This is a genomic window from Rhizobium sp. 268, assembly GCF_036571585.1.
GTDB lineage: Bacteria > Pseudomonadota > Alphaproteobacteria > Rhizobiales > Rhizobiaceae > Rhizobium > Rhizobium redzepovicii.
On record NZ_JAPPSO010000010.1, the window covers coordinates 303798 to 321662 of the forward strand.

Genomic DNA, 17865 nt, shown 5'->3' on the forward strand with positions numbered 1-17865 from the left:
GAGGACGCCATTCCGCCGATCGTGTGTCGTTACTGCTGGTAGTAGAAGGTCTCGGGCTTGGCCGGTCCCGGCGTCATGTAGAAGGACGTGCTCGGAATGACCTTCGGAACGTTGTGCATATTGGTCTTGACGATGCCGACGCGGTCCGGTTCCAGGTTGGTGCCGATGACGTAGAACTCGTCACGGGTGATCGCCAGCAGCTCTTTCATGGCTTCAAGCTGCTTTTCGAGCGTCGGGGCCTCCTGCACCTGCCGGTACAGATCCATCTGCTTCTTGGCGGCCGGGCTCGGTTCCTCAGCGTTCGGATCCTTGGGATTCTGGTAATAGAGACCCCATGCGGTCGCAAAGCTCGACTCGTATTCGTGCGGGAAATACCATTTGGGATCGAGCAGGCCGAGGAAGTCGTAGCCGCCGCCGCCCACCCATCCCAGGCCGTCATTGTCGTTGTTCTGCAGGCGGGAGAAGATCAGCGACCGTTCGGCCGGGCGAGGCTGCATGTCGATACCGACCGCCCGCCAATAGCGTTGGATCATTTCCAGCGCGTCGACCTGGATCGGGCTGCCGGTCAGCGCATCGATCGCGAAAGTGATGCGCTTGCCGTCCTGGCCGAGGCGATAACCTTCGCCGTCTTTCTTGGTCAGGCCCGCCTTGTCGAGATATTGATTGGCGAGGTCGACGTTATATTCGAGATACTGCGTCGCCATCTTCTCGTCGTAGAGCGCGCTGCCTTCGCGGGGCGCGGCCTGATAGGGCTTGGCCTGCCCGGCATAGATCAGCTGGTTCAGCTCCTCGCGGTTGATGGCGTAGCTGAGGCCGATGCGGAAATCCTTGTTGGAGAAGACGGCACGCAAGGCCGGGTTCTTGTGGGTCTGGTTCAGCGTGATCAGCAGGGCGTTCGACCAGGCCGGCCGGGCGATGAACAGGCCGTAACCACCCTTCTGCTGGTTCTGCACGATGACCGTGCGGGCGTCCGTCGTCTCGATGAAGCGGTTCTGCATGTCGATTTCACCGCTGATCGCCTTCAGGATGATCGCCTGCGTATCCTGCATCACATCGATGGTGATGCGATCGAAATAGGGCAGCTGGTTTCCCGCCGTATCGACCTTGGCATAATAGGGATTGCGTTCGGCGACGACCTGGGTGGTGCCGTTATAAGGCGCGGTCAACACCCAGGCATCGAGCGTCGGCCGGCCGAGATCGCGCCAGCGGCCGGGAAAGCCGATCTTGTTGTTGAAAAGCTGGACCCAATCGGTCGCACCGGCCGCCTTCACCATGGCGTCGACGCCGTCGGGATTGAAATCCTTGTGGAACTGCTTGAGATAATGCGCCGGCGCAGCCGCCAGGATATCGGAGCCGCGCACCGTCGCCATGTTCATCAGGAACAGGCCGTTCGGCGCGGCGAACTTGAAGACGACCTTGTTGTCGGCGAGCTTTTCGACCTTGACGGTCTCTCCGCCCGCGGTCAGCCAGTCGGGCGCAGCCGGCGTGATCTTGGTGTTGCGCAGCACATTTTCGTTCCACCACACCAGATCGTCGGCGGTGAAGGGCTCGCCGTCCGACCAGCGCGTGCCCTCCCGCAGGGTAAACGTATATTCGGTGGCGTTGTCGTTGACCTCGACGCTTTTGGCGATGTCGGGGATCACCTCGGTCCATTCCGGATTCCAGCGGACCAGCCTGGTATAGCCGATCGAACGCTCGATCTCACTGTCGCCGCCGCCGAAGGTGGCGGTGCGCCAAGTGCCGCCATAGGTGCCGACCGACTCAAGTGGCGTGAGTACGAGCGGCTGCTTGGGCAGCCGCTTGTCCACCGGCGGCAGCTTGCCGGCATCGACCAGCGCCTTCAGTTCGGGTGATTCCTGAAAGCTGAAAGCGGCGCCGGCCCAGCCGGCACCGATGAGGATGGCCGCGGCAACTGTGGAAACAACCTGCCGCCGTAGAATTCTGACGTGTTGCATTCTCTCCTCCCTGTGTTCTAATTACGTTATCGTTAACGTATTCTCCTCAATTCCGAACGTTAACGTTATCGTTCAGTCTTGTCAAAAAGATTCGCATCGGCGTGGAGTAAACCCGTAAAGGCTTGGCTTTCACCGAAACTATGTTAGTTATCGTTATCGTAAATTTCTCGCCATCTTAGAGACAGCCCTTGAGCAGCCCCAAAGAACCGGACTCCAAAATAACCATCGCCGATGTCGCCCATGCCGCAGGCGTGTCGCCGATGACGGTATCGCGCGTGCTGAACGGCCGGGGCGGCGCCAGTGCCGAAACCAGTCAACGCATTCTCTCAGCGGCAAACGAACTCAATTATCGCCCCAACCCCTTTGCGCGCGGGTTGCGCTCCGACCGGTCGAAGACCATCGGCCTACTTGTTCCCGACATCACCAACCCGTTCTTTCCCGAGGTCATCCGGGGCGCCGAGGATGCGGCAAGTGCGGCCGGCTACAACCTGCTGCTGTCCAACGTCGTCGAAAACAGCAAACGGGAAGAGGAACTCATCGAAGCGCTGCTCAGGCATCGGGTCGACGGGATCATCGTCTGTAGCGCCCGGCTGCCCGATGCCGCGCTTCATAAGGCGCTCGCACCCCACCGCGCCGTCGTGCTCATCAACCGAGAGGCTCCGAACGAAATCGCCGGAACCATCGTCACGGACTATGAGACCGGCGCGTCGCGGGCGATAGACCATCTGGTCGAACGCGGCCGCCGCAAGATCGCGATCGTCGCCGGGCCGCGCAGTTCCTTCGGCGGCAAGAGCCGCCTCGTCGGCTTCCGCAAGACGCTGACAGCCCATGGGCTGAAGGCGTATGGCATCGTCTACTGTGATCCGACGGCGGCGGGCGGACAGACGGCGGCGGCGCAATTGCTGGCGGAAACGCCCGATATCGATGCCCTCATCTGCTACAACGACCTCAATGCGATCGGCGCCATGAAGGCCTGCCGGGCCGCCGGCATTTCGATCCCCGGGCAGATCGCCCTGATCGGCTTCGATGACATCCCGACGGCCGAACTACTGTCTCCGGCGCTCACGACGCTTCGGGTGCAGAAACGCGAAATGGGAGAGGAAGCCGTGCGCCTGCTGCTCAGCCGCATCGCTACCAAGAACCGTCAGCACGGCATCGTCATCGTACCCGAGCTCATCGTCCGCGAAACGACCTGATCGACGTTAAACAGGAGGGATATCCAATGGATGGCGACAATCTGCAGTCACTGGCCTTGCCCGAGGAGAAGAAGGCCTGGTTCGTTCATGACCGGTTCGGCATGTTCGTGCATTGGGGGCTCTACGCCCTGCCGGCACGCCATGAATGGGTGAAGAGCCGCGAAGAACTGACTGATGACGACTACCGGAAATATTTCGATCATTTCGACCCCGATCTCTACGATCCCCGCGAATGGGCAAGGCGTGCCAAGGCCGCGGGCATGAAATATGTGGTGCTGACCACCAAGCACCATGAAGGCTTCTGCCTCTGGGACACCAAGGCCACCGACTTCAAGGTGACCAACGCGCCTTATGGCAAGGATCTGCTGCGCCCCTTCGTCGACGCCTTCCGCGCCGAAGGCCTAAGGATCGGCTTCTATTATTCGCTAATCGACTGGCATCACCCCGACTTCACCGTCGATCCGCGCCACCCGCAGCGCAATCATCCCGATGCAGCGAAGATCAACGAAGGCCGGGATATGCAGCACTATGCCGCCTTCATGCGCGAGCAGGTGCGCGAGTTGCTGACCGAGTTCGGCCGGATCGACATCATGTGGTTCGATTTCAGCTATCCGCAGTGGAAGCTGGGCGAACTTGTCGGAAAGGGCCATCGGGACTGGGAAAGCGAGAAACTCGTGCGCCTGGTGCGCGAGCTTGCCCCCGACATCATCATCAACAACCGGCTCGACCTCGCCGGTCTGCAGCCAGACATCGTCACGCCGGAGCAATATATGCCGCGCGCCTGGCCGAAACGCGACGGCCGGCGCGTCGTCTGGGAAGCCTGCCAGACGCTCAGCGGCTCCTGGGGCTATCACCGCGACGAGGACACCTGGAAAAGCACGGAGCAGTTGGTGCAGATGCTGGTCGGCACCGTTGCGATCGGCGGCAATCTCTTGATGAATGTCGGGCCGACGGCGCGCGGCACGCTCGACCATCGGGCAATATCAGCGCTCGCCGCCTATGAGGAGTGGATGGCGCTGCACGAGCGCAGCATCGTCGGCTGCACCCAGTCCGATTTCACCGCTCCGCCCGACTGCCGCCTGACCCAGAGCGGCGACCGCCTCTACATCCACCTGTTCAACTGGCCCTATAAGCATCTGCATTTCGATGCCCTGGCCGGCAAGATCGAATATGCGCAATTCCTGCACGATGCCAGCGAGGTCACCTGGCTGCGCCCGTCCGCCAATACGCTGTGGACGAACACCCAGTTCCCCGTCGGCGACGACGAACTGACATTCGTGTTGCCGGTGCGCCGCCCCAAGGTCGTCGTCCCGGTCATCGAGGTCAAGCTGAAGGCGGGGAGCGCTGCTGGCGTTCAGGACTAAAGTGCAGTGCCCTGAGCGGGCACGACATCGTGCCCGCTCAGGAGACCGGCCCAGTCGGCATCAGCCTTGTCTCGCGTCCTCAGACACGATCAGACTGTTGCGGCTGACGAGCGATGGTATCTGGAGAATATGCTCGGCCGCGGTGCGGCCTTCAATTCTGGAGATGAGGGCCCGCGTCGCGATCTGGCCAAGCTCCCTGCCCGACTGATCGATGCTGGCGAGATTGACGAGGCCGAGGGCTGCGGTCGACGAATTGTCATATCCGATGACCGCGAGGTCCTCGGGCACGCGCACGCCCATTTCCATCGCCAGGCTCAGCAGCGTGATCGCGTCGAGATCGCTCCAGCAGAATACGGCGCGCGGCCTGTCTTTCCTCGCGAGGAATTTTCGGATCGCGGCTTCCCGCTTCGGCGGGGCGATCGGAATTTTGCCGATCGGCGCGGAGGCGCCGAGCCCGCCGCGCTGCATCGCTCGGCGGTACCCGATCTCACGCTGGCGGACGACGGAAACCGCATGCCCTTCGCGCTCGCCGAGACTGAGCATCTCGATGTCGCGATAGCCGCAGGCAAGCAGCGCTTCCACCGCGATCTCCGCGCCGCGCTGATCGTCGGCATTGACGGTGTCGAAGGCCGTGGCGCCGGCATCGTGGTAGCCGACCGCGACGATCGGGATCTGAGCCGCGAACTTAGCGAGGATTTCCGAGGGCAGGCGCGGCGCCACGAGAACGAGCCCGTCCATCTTGTAGTCGATCATCGACTCGATCAACGACGTCTCCAACTGCACGCGCGCATCGCTGACGCCGATCATCGCCTGATAATGCGAAGGCGCCAGTACCCCGTTGACGCCGGCGATCACTTCCGGGAGGAAAGGATTGCGGATGTCGATCAGCAGCACGCCGATGGTGAAACTGCGGCCGCGCAGGCCTCTTGCTGCCCGCGAGGGACGATAGCCGAGCGTCTCGATGGCATCCGTCACCTTGGCGCGCAGCGCCTCACTGACGCCGTAGGCGTTTCGCATCACCTTGGAAACCGCTGCGACCGAGACGCCTGCATGGGTTGCCACTGTTCGGATCGTCACGCGATCGTTTCGTTGCGGCTTCTGTTTGTCTTCGACTGACATGGACTCTCTGGCTTGCGGCTGCGAGCCGTCATTAATCGCCCGCGAAACCACCATGGCAGACTGGCGATGAAATTTCTATTGCGCTTCCGAAGAAAATGTAGAACGTTATATGGAGAACGTTCTACATTTCATCGGGAGGATTTGATGAACTTTCAGCCGGCAGCCATGAGCGGCAATCTCGTTTCGCGCGCCTGGTCGGGAGAGATGATCGCGCCCCTGTCGGACGGCGGCCAGGGAACCGCCGCAAGCTTCGTCTCCAAAAGCTTCGAACATGATGGCGCCGGGCTTCCCGTCGAACTGTTCATCTCCGCCCTCGGCCTTTACCGCTGCTTCATCAATGGCGCGCGCGTCGGCGACGACCTGTTGACGCCGGGCTGGACGAATTACGACGATCGCATCGCCTATCAGCGCTACGACATTTCCAGTCTGCTTAAACCGGGCGTCAACCGCATCGAGATCTGGCTTGCCGACGGATGGTACCGGTCGCCCCTGATGTGGGGCACCAAGCCGATTCCGAACTGCTGGGGCGACAGGATCGGCGCCATCGCCGATCTGGTTGGCCCGGGCGGTGTGCTTCTTTCCACCGACACGACCTGGCGCAGCGGCAGGCTGCCGATCCTGAAATCGGGGATCTATTTCGGCGAGATCTATGACGCGCTGCTGGAAAATCCCACGGAAACGCACGGCACAGAAAGATTGCCGTTCAACACGGCGCTGCTCGTCGCGCATGAGACGGCAGCGGTGCGGGAATTGCAACCGCTCGCCGCCGTCGAAAGCTGGACCGACGACGGCAGAACGATCTATGATTTCGGCCAGAACGTCGGCGGTTACGTCAGATATACAGTCCGTGGCGTCGGCGGTGCCGAAGTGCGGGTGGAGCACTCGGAAGTGCTCGGCCCCGACCGGCATTTCGACAATCGCAACTATCGCACGGCCGCGGCGCACACGCTCTACACATTGCGCGGCGACGGCGACGAGACCTATGCGCCGCATTTTACCTTCCACGGCTTCCGTTATGCCAGGGTGACGATCACGGGAAATGCGAAGATTCTTGAAATCGCATCCATCCCGATCTCATCGGTGCCGGAACCGGCCGGCGGGTTCACCTCGGGCAATCCGCTCGTCAACCGCCTCGTCCAGAATACCATCTGGTCGCAGCGCGCCAATTTCGTCGAAGTGCCCACAGATTGCCCCCAGCGCGACGAACGCCTGGGCTGGACCGGCGACGCCCAGGTCTTTGCTGCAACCGCCTGCTGGCTGAGCGACAGCCAGTCGTTCCTGAGGAAATATCTGCGCGATGTGATGGCCGATCAGCGCGAGGACGGCGCCGTCTCGCATTTTTCGCCGGACCCGACGCGCCTGCACCCCGCCAATTTCCCGGGTTATGCGGGCTCGACCGGCTGGGGCGATGCGATCGTCGTGATCCCCTGGGTGCTTTACACCCATTACGGCGACCGGACGGTTCTGGCGGAATGCCTAGCCTCAATGGTGCGCTGGGTCAATTTCGTCTGGTCCATTTCGGATGGCCCGATCGTGCATCCGCCGTCGCATTGGGGCGCCCGCGGCTTTACCTTCGGCGACTGGCTGCAGCCGGTCGGCGACAACCGCAAGCCGCGTCCGACGATTGCCGACGACTGCGCGGCCACACTCTACCACTTCATCTCCACCGACCTTCTTGCAAGGATCGCCGCCGTTCTCGGCGAGCAAAAACTTGAAGACGAGATGAAGCGGCGCGCCGGCGAGATCCGGCGGGCTTTCGCCGACGAGTTCATCACCCCCGCGGGGCGGCTCGCGCACAACGACCAGACATCCTATGCGCTGGCCTTCCTGCACGATCTGATCCCGCAGGAGCATCATGAGGCTGCCCGGCGGCATTTCCGGCAGGTGGTCATCGATGCCGACTACCGGATCGGCACCGGCTTCATCGGCACCCCTGCCCTGCTGCCGGCTCTGACGAAGCTCGGAATGGACGATCTCGCCGAAAGGGTCTTCCTGCAGGAGGATGTGCCGGGCTGGCTCTATCAGGTCTCGAAGGGAGCGACGACGATCTGGGAGCGCTGGGATTCGATGGCGCCTGACGGCACCATCTACGAACCCGACATGAACAGCTACAACCACTACGCCTATGGCGCCGTCTGCCAGTGGCTGTTCGAATGTGTCGCCGGAATTTCGCCGAACCCGAGCGCACCCGGCTTTGCCGAGGTGATCGTCGATCCCGCGCCGATCCCCGGCCTCTCGCCGGTTGCGGCCCATCATGACGTCAGCCAGGGCCGCATCGAGGCCGGCTGGCATTGCACCGGCAGCGAGGTCACCTATGTGCTGACCCTTCCGGAAGGCTGCATCGGCCGCTTCCGGCCCGGACGGCGGCATCAGAACCCCTCGCTGAACGGAAAGCCCGTCGGCGAGGAGGCCGTTCTCCCCCCGGGAACGCACCAACTGGTCTTTTCTCTACCCGGATTTTGAGGAGCATAAACGTCACACCGTTCAGAGGAGGAACGTCATGACACATCGGATAAAGCGCATTCTTGTGGGCGCATCCACGCTTCTGGCGTTGGCAGCGGCCGGTCCATCGCATGCAGAAACCACGCTGTCTTTCCTGATTGACAACAATCCCGACACGGTCGCAGCAGCCGAGGCCCTGGTTGCCGCCTATCAGACCAAGGCGCCCGACGTGACGATCGAAATCGAACAGCGGCCGGGCGGCGGCGAGGGCGACAACATCATCAAGACGCGCTTGGCGACAGGGGAGATGTCCGATGTATTCCTCTATAATTCCGGTTCGCTCTTACAGGCGCTCAAGCCCACGCAGAAACTTGTCGATCTGAGCGGCCTGCCGTCACAGGCAAAGGTGGACGAAAGCTTCAAGGCGGTGGTCAGCGCCGGCGATAAACTCTACGGCGTTCCTTTCGGCACGGCGATGGCCGGCGGGATCCTCTACAACAGGAAGATCTATCAGGATCTCGGCCTCTCCGTTCCGAAGACCTGGGCGGATTTCATGGCGAACAACGCCAAGGTCAAGGCATCCGGCAAGGTCGCCGTGGCGCAGACCTATCGCGATACCTGGACTTCGCAGTTGTTCGTTCTGGCCGATTATTACAATCTGCATGCCGCCGTGCCGAATTTCGCCGCGGACTATACCGCCAACAAGGCGAAATATGCGGAGACGCCGGCGGCCATGAAGGGCTTCGAACGGCTGAAGGACGTTCACGACGCCGGCCTGATGAACGAAGACTTCGGCGCGGCAAGCTACGACGACGGCTTGAGAATGGTATCGACCGGCGAGGCGGCGCATTATCCGATGCTGAGCTTCGCGGTCAGTGCGCTGAAACAGAATTATCCGGAAAACCTCGCAGATGTCGGCTTCTTCGCCCAGCCGAGCGACGATGCGGCAACGAACGGCCTGACGGTCTGGATGCCGCCGGGCCTTTACATTCCCGCGACCAGCCAGCATGCCGAGGAAGCGAAAAAATTCGTCGACTTCGCCGGAAGCGTTGAGGGCTGCAAGATCATGGTGGAAACCAACGCGGTCCAGGGCCCCTCCCTGGTCGACGGCTGCGATCTGCCGGCCGACGTGCCGCCTGCGATCAAGGACATGCTTCCCTATTTCGAGGCCAAGGACAAGACGACTCCCGCCTTGGAATTCGTGTCGCCCGTCAAGGGACCGGCGCTCGAGCAGATCACCGTTGAGGTCGGCTCCGGTATTCGCCAACCCGCCGAGGCGGCGAAACTCTATGACGAGGATGTGCGCAAGCAGGCCAAGCAGCTCGGCCTGCCCAACTGGTAGAGCGGTCTTTCGGGCCAGTCAGCCTCGCCCGCAAAGGGCGAGGGTTCACCCGATCGAAGAGGGAGTCATGATCGAGACACGCCGCCCCGCGCGCAAGTCGCCCTATCCGCTGTGGTTCTTCATTCCTGCCGCCGTCATATACGGCGTGCTGTTTCTCGTTCCGACGGTATCGTCCCTCTGGTTCAGCCTGACGCGCTGGGACCTTTCGACGGCCGAATTCATCGGGCTCGAAAATTTCCGTCAGTTCTTTTCCGAACCCTTCCTGATCCAGGGGCTCGTCAACACGCTGATCTATGCCGTGACGACGTCGGGCCTGAAGACGGTCTGCGGTCTGTTGCTCGCCGTGCTGCTGACCAGCAATATTTTCGCCCGCGGCTTCCTGCGCACGCTGGTCTTCTTTCCCGTCCTAGTGTCGACGATCGGCATCGGCATCACCTTCACGGTGATGATGCATCCGACCAGGGGCATTATCAATGTCACACTCGAAGCGCTCGGCATTCCCGGGCCGGGATGGCTCACCAATCCGGCGCTCGCGCTTTTTTCGGTGGCCCTGGTCGATGTCTGGAAGGGTGTCGGCCTCGCGACCCTGATCTTCATCGCCGGCCTCGCTGCGATCAGCCCCGATTATTATGAGGCTGCGAGAATAGACGGCGCGACGCGGCTTCAGCAATTTTTCCGGATCACCCTGCCGCTCGTGCGTCCCGCCACTATCGTCGTGGTGACATTGTCGCTGATCGGCGGGCTTCGTTCGTTCGACCTGATATGGGCCATGACCCGCGGCGGCCCGGGTTTCTCCTCGGATGTGATCGCCTCGGTCATCTACAAGCAGTACCAGGCCGGTTTTTATGGGCTGTCGACCGCCGGAAACGTGATCCTGTTTGCGCTGATCGCCGTGATCATCCTGCCCATCTCCCTGTGGTTCAACCGGCGCGAGGTCGAAGAATGAGAAGCGTCCGCCCTTACGTGACCGGCGCGATCGCCCTGGCCGTCGCGGCCGTGATCTTCGTGATGCCCTTCGTTTTCGTCGCTCTTCAGGCAGTCAAATCGAAATCCGAAGCCTCCCGCCTCGATTTCGAATTGCCCGGGCAGTGGCTGTTCTGGGATAATCTGATCGCCGTCTTCAAGGCTCGCGACTACCAGCTCGCGCTGGCCTATTTCAACTCGACACTGATCACCGTCGTCTCCGTCAGCATCCTGCTCCTGCTGTCGGCGATGGTCGGATATGTGATGCAGCGCCGCAGGACCGTCTGGAACAAGGTGGCTTCGGTTGCGCTGTTCATGGGTCTGATGATGCCGCCGGCCGTCGTGCCGACCATCGACCTTTTGCAGGAGATCGGTCTCTTCAAGACCATGACCGGAATGATCCTGATCCAGGTCGCCTACAATCTCTCCTTTTCGATCTTGCTCTACCGGTCATTCATCTCGACCATACCGCGCGATCTCGACGAAGCGGCGCTGATCGACGGCGCCAAGCCGCGGCAGATCTTCTTCAGGGTCATCCTGCCGCTTCTGAAACCGGTGACGGTAACGAATATCGTCGTGCAGTCGATCGCGATCTTCAACGATTTCACCAACCCGCTTTATTACCTTCCCGGCAAGGAGAACGTCACGGTGCAACTGACGCTCTATAATTTCCAGAGCATGTACACGAGCCAGTACAACCTGCTCTTCATGAATATCCTGCTCGTAACGATCCCCCCGCTGATCGTCTTCATCTTCTTCAACCGGCAGATCGTCGCGGGCATGACATCAGGCGCGGTCAAAGGCTAGAAAATGGCTGAGCTCACTCTGAAACAGGTCCGCAAGAGCTTCGGCGCCCTCGAGGTCATCAAAGGCATCGATCTGGAGGTTGCCTCCGGCGAGTTCGTCGTTTTCGTCGGCCCGTCGGGATGCGGAAAATCGACGCTGCTGCGCATCATCGCCGGTCTGGAGGAGACGACATCGGGCGTGCTGACGATCGGCAGCAAGGATGTGACCCATGCCGAACCCTCCGAGCGCGGCATCGCCATGGTGTTCCAGAGCTATGCGCTCTACCCGCATATGACGGTTGCCGAGAATATCGGCTTCGGACTTTCGCTGGCCCGCCGTCCGAAGGCGGAAATCACAGCCAGGGTCAACGCAGCCGCCGAAACGCTGCAGCTCACTCACCTCCTGCAGAGAAAGCCGAAGGCGCTCTCCGGCGGCCAGAGGCAGCGCGTCGCCATCGGCCGCGCGATCGTGCGCGACCCCAAAGTCTTCCTGTTCGACGAGCCGCTTTCCAATCTCGACGCTTCGCTCAGAGCCCAGATGCGCCTCGAGATCGCCGATCTCCATGCTCGGCTGAAATCGACGATGATCTATGTTACCCACGATCAGGTCGAAGCCATGACGATGGCCGACAAGATCGTCGTCCTGAACGGCGGGGCGGTTGAGCAGATCGGCAGCCCGATGGAACTCTACCGCAATCCCGCCACACCCTTCGTCGCCGGCTTCATCGGCAGCCCGAAGATGAACCTCTATGGCGGCGAGACGGCGCGGCGATTCAACTGCACGACCTACGGCGTGCGCCCGGAACATATCAAACTCTCGCAAGATGCCGGACAATGGCAGGGCACGATCCGGCATGTGGAACGGCTCGGCGCCGACGCGATCCTCTACCTCGACGTTCCCGATTTGGGAGAAATGGTCGTGCGCGCCGAAGGCGAGACACCGTTTGCACCTGGCATGACGATCTGGGCAAATCCGGTCGATGGAGCGGAGCATCGGTTTTGAGGGGGAAACCAAGCCCCCTCGAGGAGCGTAAATTAGCTAGAGCGGCCGATGCAGGAATGCCGGCATCTCGGCCCCGGCGGATAGATATAGCCGTACCGTGTCCAGCGCCTCGCGGATCGTGACGTCCATGTCGAGATAGCGGTATGTCCCGAGCCGGCCCACAAAGGTGACGGCGGCCTCCCGCAAGGATCTTGCCACATATTGGGCAAGCTGCTCTTTTTCCTCCATCAGGCGGATCGGATAGTAGGGAATGTCGTCCGGACCACAGGCCCTGGAGAACTCTCGATAACAGACCGAGCCGGAATGGTCTTCCCATGGGGACAGATGCTTATGTTCCGTCACACGCGTATGGGGTACCGAAACGTCCCCGTAGTTCATGACCGCGCACCCCTGATAGTCACCCTCATAGGTAAAGCGCTCGAAATCCAGCGTACGATATCCCAAACGGCCATATTCATAGTCGAAATAGCCGTCGAGCGGACCGGAATAGAATATGTGGTCGAAGTCCTTGCGGAGACCGCTGTGAAACCGTGTTTCCAGATGAACTGCTATATTTGTGTGGTCGAGAATTCGCCCGATCATCTCGGTATAGCCGTGTTCCGGCATTCCCTGATGTTTATGGAAGAAATAATTGTCGTCGTAGTTGAAACGGACCGGTAGCCGTTTCAGGATGGAAGCCGGAAGCTCGGCTGGAGAACATCCCCATTGCTTCTGTGTGTATCCTTTGAGGAACGCCTGGTAGAGGTCCTTGCCGACGAAGCGCAGCGCCTGCTCCTCGAAAGTCTTCGGATCCCCTATGGTCTTGTCCGCGCATTCGTCGATGAACGCCCGCGCCTCCTCGGGCCTGAACGCCTTGCCAAAAAACTGATTGATCGTGTGAAGATTGATGGGCAAGGAATAGATCTGCCCTGAACTCGTCGTCTTGACACGGTTTTTATAGGGCAGGAATGTCTGAAAGCGGTTCACATAATCCCAGACTTCTTGGTCGTCCGTGTGAAAGATGTGCGGGCCGTAGACATGAACCATGACGCCGGTGGCGGGGTCGCGCTCCGTATGGCAATTTCCGGCAATATGGCTTCGCGTGTCGAAGACATCGATCTGGTGACCTGCCAGGGCGAGTTCACGCCCGATGACCGCCCCTGAGAAGCCGGCACCGACAACGGCAATCTTTTTAATCCGGGGCATTCCCGATCAGCTCTTTCCGGTTGCGCAGGCTGCCGCAAACCCCTCCGCTGCCATTCGGCTGTCGGGCGGAAAAGGCGCATGATTGTGCCACTCGATCAGCTTGTTGCGGTAAGCCTGCCTGTAGGCCCGATCGTCCGAAAAGGCGATATTTTCCTGAACGAGTTCCACCCCGATGTCATAATAAATGTCCAGATTGCGTAGGTCCGGCACCGGCGTTTCGCCGCGTTCGCATTCTGCCTGCATCTGCCAGAAAAGTTCTTCAAGCCGAGAAGCGAGCGCCGGAATGTCGCGCAATGCGGAGGTCTCCCGTTTTGCGCGCAAGGATTCCCTGATCTTCTCGAGGCTCTTGGGGTCGTTTGCAAAGCCGATAGCGCTTTCGATATAGGCTTGCGGGCCCGAGCAGATCAGTTCCGGAACGCCGGCGGCGGCAACAATGCTGTGGCAGAAGCGTGCTGCAAAACTCTTGCCGGGGAATGTGAGGACAGGCAGCCCAACGGTCAGGGCGTCAGCTGCCGTCGAGTGTGCTCCATAGGGAAACGTGTCGAGGAACAGATCGGCGAGTCCGATCCGGGCAAGATGTTTTGCATTCGGCGCCTTGGGCGCGAAAATGAGACGTTCGGCCGCGACACCGGCATTCTCGGCCGCCTGGCGCAGACGTTGATCCACATCGTCACTTCCAGCGAGCAGCCAGAGCACGCTGCCAGGCTTCGCAAGGAGAATTTTCATCCAATGGGCAAACGTTTCTTGCGTGACTTTCTGCGTGCCGTTGAAGCAGGCAAAAACGAAAGCGCCTTCCGGCAGCCCCGCTTCCGCTCGTGACGGCCTTTCGGCAATCACCCTCTTACGATCGACCGGCTGGCTGCAGGGAATCCGGAGAACTTTTTCCGAGTAATAGATCTCGTTCTCCGGCGGGATGATGTGCTCGTCTGCGATGATATAGTGGTGGAACGGGCTGCCCATCGTTCCCGGATAACCGCAAAAATTGACCACGACCGGTGCCGGCCGATAGGCAAGGATCTTTGTTCGCGCATGCTTGGTGTAACCGTTGACATCGACAAGAATGTCGATGTCGTCGTCGGCGATCTGCCTTGCAGCTTCCGCATCGCCAAGTGCTGCAATGTCGCGCCAGCAATCGACGGCAGCTTTCATGCGCAGCTGGGTCGCATCTCCTTCTACCGGCTCGCCACAATAATAAGCGTAGATTTCAACACTATGCTTGTTATGCAGCTCCAGAACTTCTCTGAGCGCAAAGCCGACAGCGTGGTCGCGCAGATCCGAGGACACATAGCCCACGCGAAGTCGCTGACCGGTTCCCGTCTTCTGCTTCGCCACCTTGCGCGGGAAGCCGCTGGTATCCGGACGCCCGACGAAAGCCTTGTTGTAGCGGTCGGCCTTGGCGAGCTGGAACAAGGGATCGTCGGAAAAGCAGGCAAGCGCCAGCGGCGACATGGCGTCGAGTTGTTGACGCATGGAGACATGGTCCGATGGCGCGAGCGTTGGCCACTTGCACTGGCGCTGGCGCAGCGCACTCCAATGCTGCCCGGCTTCGGTCTTGTCGGGCCGCAGTTCCATTGCTTGCCATAACGCGGTTTCGGCTTCCTCCAGGAGACCTGCATTTTCCATGACGCGTCCGACGTGCTGAAGCGCCAAGAGGCGATGCGTAAGCGCGTCAGCCGTTATCTCCCCGGTCATCTCCACGAAGCTGCGCCATTGCAGAATTGCTCCCGCGGCGATGCCGCTGTCTTCCAACGCACGGCCAAGATTGATGTGTGCCGGCCCGAAACGCGGCTCAAGTTTCAAGCATGCGCGCAATGCATGAATCGATCCCGAAACATCGCCCAGCTGCCGCAGAGTGACGGAATAATTGAAATAGACGAGGTGCAGGAACGGATGGGCGTCGTTGAATGCGATCCAGACCTTGTAGACCTCTGCCGCCTCCAACATTCGTCCGGCGGCGCTCCGGCCTTCGGCGAACTGAAATAGCTCGGTGAAGGAAAGGCGCTGGGTGCGCGCAAGCTCCAATATTCCGGCAAGACATGGAACTGGAATTTGAACTGATGCATCGTTGGTAACCATGGACATCCCACGAATCGACGGCCGGCATTGCAACCATTTGCGAATGGCTAAAGACGGTTAACCGGGTTAGCTTGCTCTAAACATGTGTCGAGCGCTGCGTGCAGGCTGGTTTGGGACCATCGCTCGAGATCGACGAGGAACTACCCCGACGCGCTCGGGTTGGACGCTACACGGGATTGCGCTTACGCCGTAAGATAGGCCGAGATGACGGCCGCTATCTGATCCGAACTCAGATACCCCATCTGCGACTTCATCAGAGCATCCAACTGCGTGCTCGACATGCTGGCAATGTCTTGCGTAGACAGTCCCGCTATGCCGCTCGAACTGAACGCGGCAATGTCCTTGGTCGAGAAGGTCGCGACCTCCTGTGTCGTCAACGCCGCAACTTGCACCGACGTCAGCCCGCTGACTTGGGCTGACGTCAGGGCTTCGGCTTGTTCCGTTGTCAGCGAAGTGATGACGCTTGTGGTCAATCCCGCTATCGCATTCGAGCTCAAGGCGGCGATGTCATCCGTCGTGAAGACGGCGATGTCGCCAGGATCCAGCGCGGCGACCTGCAGCGCGTTCAAGACGGCGATCTGCGCGGTGGACAGAGCAACGATCTGATCGGTGCTCATTGCCGCTATCTGGTTGTGGGTCAGCGAGGCAAACTGGGCCGTCGTCAAGGTCGCGACCTGGTCGTTGGTGAGGGCTGCGACGACCGCGGTCGACAAGCCTTGAATCGAGTCCGAGCGGATTGCTGCAAACTCTGTGGTAGAGAGGGTCTCCAGATCCGCCGTGGTCAATCCCGCAACTCCAGACGAACTCAATGCTGCGATCTGGGTTGTTGAAAGCGCTTCGAACTGTTCGACCCCGAGAGCTCCGATCTGAGCACTGCTCAGGCCAGCGACACTGCCCGTCGCCAGCGCGGCGATTTGGGCCGTCGATAGCGACGCAACAAAAGCCGTGGACAGACCCTGTATGGCGCCGGAACCGATCGCTGCGATATCGGCGGTCGAGAAAGTCGCAAGGTCGGACATGCTCAGGCCGGCGATGCCTGCCGAACTCAACGCGGCGATTTGAGTGCTCGAAAGGGCAGCGACCTGGTCCACGCTCAGAGCAGCAACCTGAGCGCTGCTCAGGCCGGTGATGCCGGCCGTGCTCAAGGCCGCGATCTGTGCCGTAGACAGGACCGTCAGATCGTCAGTGCTCAACGTGGCAATCTGCTTGGAGCCGAGTGCCCCGATCTGTGCGGTCGTTAGAGCCTCGACCTGATCGGTGCTGAGCGCGGCAACCTGCGCCGTCGTCAATCCTGCAATGCCCTTTGTTCCCAGAGCCGCAATCTGGGCCGTCGTCAGCGCTGCGACAGTAGCAGTCGACAGGCCCGATATGCCGGTCGCGCTGATCGCCGCAATGTCGGCCGTCGATAGAGCTTCAAGTGCAGCAATTCCGAGAGCCGCAATCTGCGACGAACTGAAAACTGCGACTTGCGTGGGCGTCAATGCCGCCGCCTGATCCGTGCCGAGCGCTCCGAGTTGATCGGTGGTCAAACCTGTGATGCCGGCGGTGCTCAGCGCGGCGATCTGCGCGGTCGACAGGGCTGCGATCACAGCGGTGGACAAGCCCGTTATCGAAAGCGAGCCAATCGCTGCGATATCGGCGGTCGAGAAGGTTTCGAGATCGTCGGTCCCAAGGCCTGCCATTTGTTTGGACGTCAGGATGCCGACCTGGACAGATGTCAGGGCCTCGGCCTGGTCGGCGCTGAGCGTGGCGATCTGATCGGTGGTCAAGCCGGCAATACCAGCTGTGCTGAGTGCGGCAATCTGAGCGGTAGAGAGCGCTGCAATGCCGGTCGTCCCGATTATCGCAGTCTGCTTGGAACTGAGGGCGCCAATCTGAGCGGTGGTCAAAACTTCCAACTGCTCGGAGTTCAGCGAGAACACCTGCGCCGTGGTCAGACCGGCAATGCCGGTCGTGCTCAGCGCGGCAATCTGGCTCGTCGAGAGGGCCGCGATCGTGCTGGTCGACAAACCCGATATTGCGCTTGTGATGGCCGCGATATCCGCGGTCGAGAAGGTTTCCAGATCATCGGCTCCCAAAACCGCTATCTGGGTCGAGGTCAACGTGCCGACCTGGGCTGAGGTCAGAGCTTCTGCCTGGTTGGTGCTCAAGGTCGCGATCTGCACCGTCGTCAGACCGGAAACACCACCGGTATTAAGAGCCGCAACCTGCGCGGTCGACAGAGCCGCGATATCGGCGGTACTCAGGGCAGCGACTTGCTTGGAGCCGAGAACGCCGATCTGGCTTGTCGTCAAGGCTGCCACCAGCGTGGTGCCGAGCGCCGCAATCTGCGCTGTGGTCAAGCCGGCAACGCTGGCCGTGCCGAGCGCCGCAACCTGCTCCGTCGAGAAGGCGGCGACAGTGGTCGTTGACAGGCCAGAAATGGCGCTTGAACT

12 protein-coding genes are annotated in these 17865 nt (G+C 60.8%); 7 read left to right on the top strand and 5 right to left on the bottom strand.

Going from position 1 to position 17865, the window contains the following annotated elements; all coding sequences use genetic code 11:
• Positions 1-29: 29 nt before the first annotated feature.
• Positions 30-1955, bottom strand: coding sequence for an ABC transporter substrate-binding protein (locus OS035_RS21320; protein ID WP_331814052.1), 1926 nt, complete (start codon positions 1953-1955; stop codon positions 30-32).
• Positions 1956-2143: 188 nt separating this feature from the next.
• On the opposite strand from OS035_RS21320, the gene OS035_RS21325 reads away from it, so the two are divergent.
• Together OS035_RS21325 and OS035_RS21330 are read left to right on the top strand one after the other, a co-directional pair.
• The gene (locus OS035_RS21325) at positions 2144-3151 is read left to right on the top strand and encodes a LacI family DNA-binding transcriptional regulator (protein ID WP_183780273.1); all 1008 of its coding nucleotides are present in this window, start codon (positions 2144-2146) and stop codon (positions 3149-3151) included.
• A 26-nt stretch (positions 3152-3177) separates the two neighbouring features.
• Complete coding sequence (locus OS035_RS21330; protein ID WP_331814053.1) at positions 3178-4515, top strand: alpha-L-fucosidase; 1338 nt, start codon at positions 3178-3180, stop codon at positions 4513-4515.
• Between the two features lie 60 nt (positions 4516-4575).
• Here the strand turns inward: OS035_RS21330 and OS035_RS21335 are convergent, their stop codons facing one another.
• On the bottom strand, positions 4576-5634 hold the full coding sequence (locus OS035_RS21335; RefSeq protein WP_310808125.1) for a LacI family DNA-binding transcriptional regulator: 1059 nt from the start codon (positions 5632-5634) through the stop codon (positions 4576-4578).
• Between the two features lie 144 nt (positions 5635-5778).
• On the opposite strand from OS035_RS21335, the gene OS035_RS21340 reads away from it, so the two are divergent.
• From OS035_RS21340 to OS035_RS21360, 5 genes are all read left to right on the top strand, one after another.
• Positions 5779-8097 carry a family 78 glycoside hydrolase catalytic domain gene (locus OS035_RS21340; protein WP_331814054.1) on the top strand — a complete coding sequence of 773 codons (2319 nt, stop codon included), beginning with the start codon at positions 5779-5781 and terminating at the stop codon, positions 8095-8097.
• A gap of 37 nt (positions 8098-8134) precedes the next feature.
• A complete protein-coding gene (locus tag OS035_RS21345; RefSeq protein WP_183780285.1) occupies positions 8135-9418 on the top strand; it encodes an ABC transporter substrate-binding protein in 1284 nt (427 codons plus the stop codon).
• A 67-nt stretch (positions 9419-9485) separates the two neighbouring features.
• Positions 9486-10364 (top strand): carbohydrate ABC transporter permease, encoded by an 879-nt coding sequence (locus tag OS035_RS21350; RefSeq protein ID WP_183780288.1) that lies wholly within the window; start codon positions 9486-9488, stop codon positions 10362-10364.
• Entirely contained in the window at positions 10361-11188 is an 828-nt protein-coding gene (locus tag OS035_RS21355; protein WP_183780291.1) for a carbohydrate ABC transporter permease, read from the top strand. The genes OS035_RS21350 and OS035_RS21355 overlap by 4 nt, the downstream gene beginning before the upstream one ends.
• Before the next feature lie 3 nt (positions 11189-11191).
• The gene (locus OS035_RS21360) at positions 11192-12169 is read left to right on the top strand and encodes an ABC transporter ATP-binding protein (RefSeq protein ID WP_310808124.1); all 978 of its coding nucleotides are present in this window, start codon (positions 11192-11194) and stop codon (positions 12167-12169) included.
• A gap of 36 nt (positions 12170-12205) precedes the next feature.
• On the opposite strand, the gene OS035_RS21365 is transcribed toward OS035_RS21360, so the two are convergent.
• The 3 genes from OS035_RS21365 to OS035_RS21375 form a co-directional block, all read right to left on the bottom strand.
• Positions 12206-13354 (bottom strand): UDP-galactopyranose/dTDP-fucopyranose mutase family protein, encoded by a 1149-nt coding sequence (locus tag OS035_RS21365; protein WP_310808123.1) that lies wholly within the window; start codon positions 13352-13354, stop codon positions 12206-12208.
• A gap of 6 nt (positions 13355-13360) precedes the next feature.
• A complete protein-coding gene (locus OS035_RS21370) occupies positions 13361-15430 on the bottom strand; it encodes an O-linked N-acetylglucosamine transferase, SPINDLY family protein (RefSeq protein WP_442967707.1) in 2070 nt (689 codons plus the stop codon).
• A gap of 182 nt (positions 15431-15612) precedes the next feature.
• Positions 15613-17865, bottom strand: a 2253-nt coding sequence (locus OS035_RS21375; RefSeq protein ID WP_442967708.1) for a beta strand repeat-containing protein, incomplete at its 5' end; no start/stop codon positions are given.

Coding starts and splice junctions, on each gene's coding strand:
- OS035_RS21320 (WP_331814052.1), bottom strand. CDS start 1,955: ATGCAACACGTCAGAATTCTACGGCGGCAGGTTGTTTCCACAGTTGCC.
- OS035_RS21330 (WP_331814053.1), top strand. CDS start 3,178: ATGGATGGCGACAATCTGCAGTCACTGGCCTTGCCCGAGGAGAAGAAG.
- OS035_RS21335 (WP_310808125.1), bottom strand. CDS start 5,634: ATGTCAGTCGAAGACAAACAGAAGCCGCAACGAAACGATCGCGTGACG.
- OS035_RS21340 (WP_331814054.1), top strand. CDS start 5,779: ATGAACTTTCAGCCGGCAGCCATGAGCGGCAATCTCGTTTCGCGCGCC.
- OS035_RS21345 (WP_183780285.1), top strand. CDS start 8,135: ATGACACATCGGATAAAGCGCATTCTTGTGGGCGCATCCACGCTTCTG.
- OS035_RS21350 (WP_183780288.1), top strand. CDS start 9,486: ATGATCGAGACACGCCGCCCCGCGCGCAAGTCGCCCTATCCGCTGTGG.
- OS035_RS21355 (WP_183780291.1), top strand. CDS start 10,361: ATGAGAAGCGTCCGCCCTTACGTGACCGGCGCGATCGCCCTGGCCGTC.
- OS035_RS21360 (WP_310808124.1), top strand. CDS start 11,192: ATGGCTGAGCTCACTCTGAAACAGGTCCGCAAGAGCTTCGGCGCCCTC.
- OS035_RS21365 (WP_310808123.1), bottom strand. CDS start 13,354: ATGCCCCGGATTAAAAAGATTGCCGTTGTCGGTGCCGGCTTCTCAGGG.
- OS035_RS21370 (WP_442967707.1), bottom strand. CDS start 15,430: ATGGTTACCAACGATGCATCAGTTCAAATTCCAGTTCCATGTCTTGCC.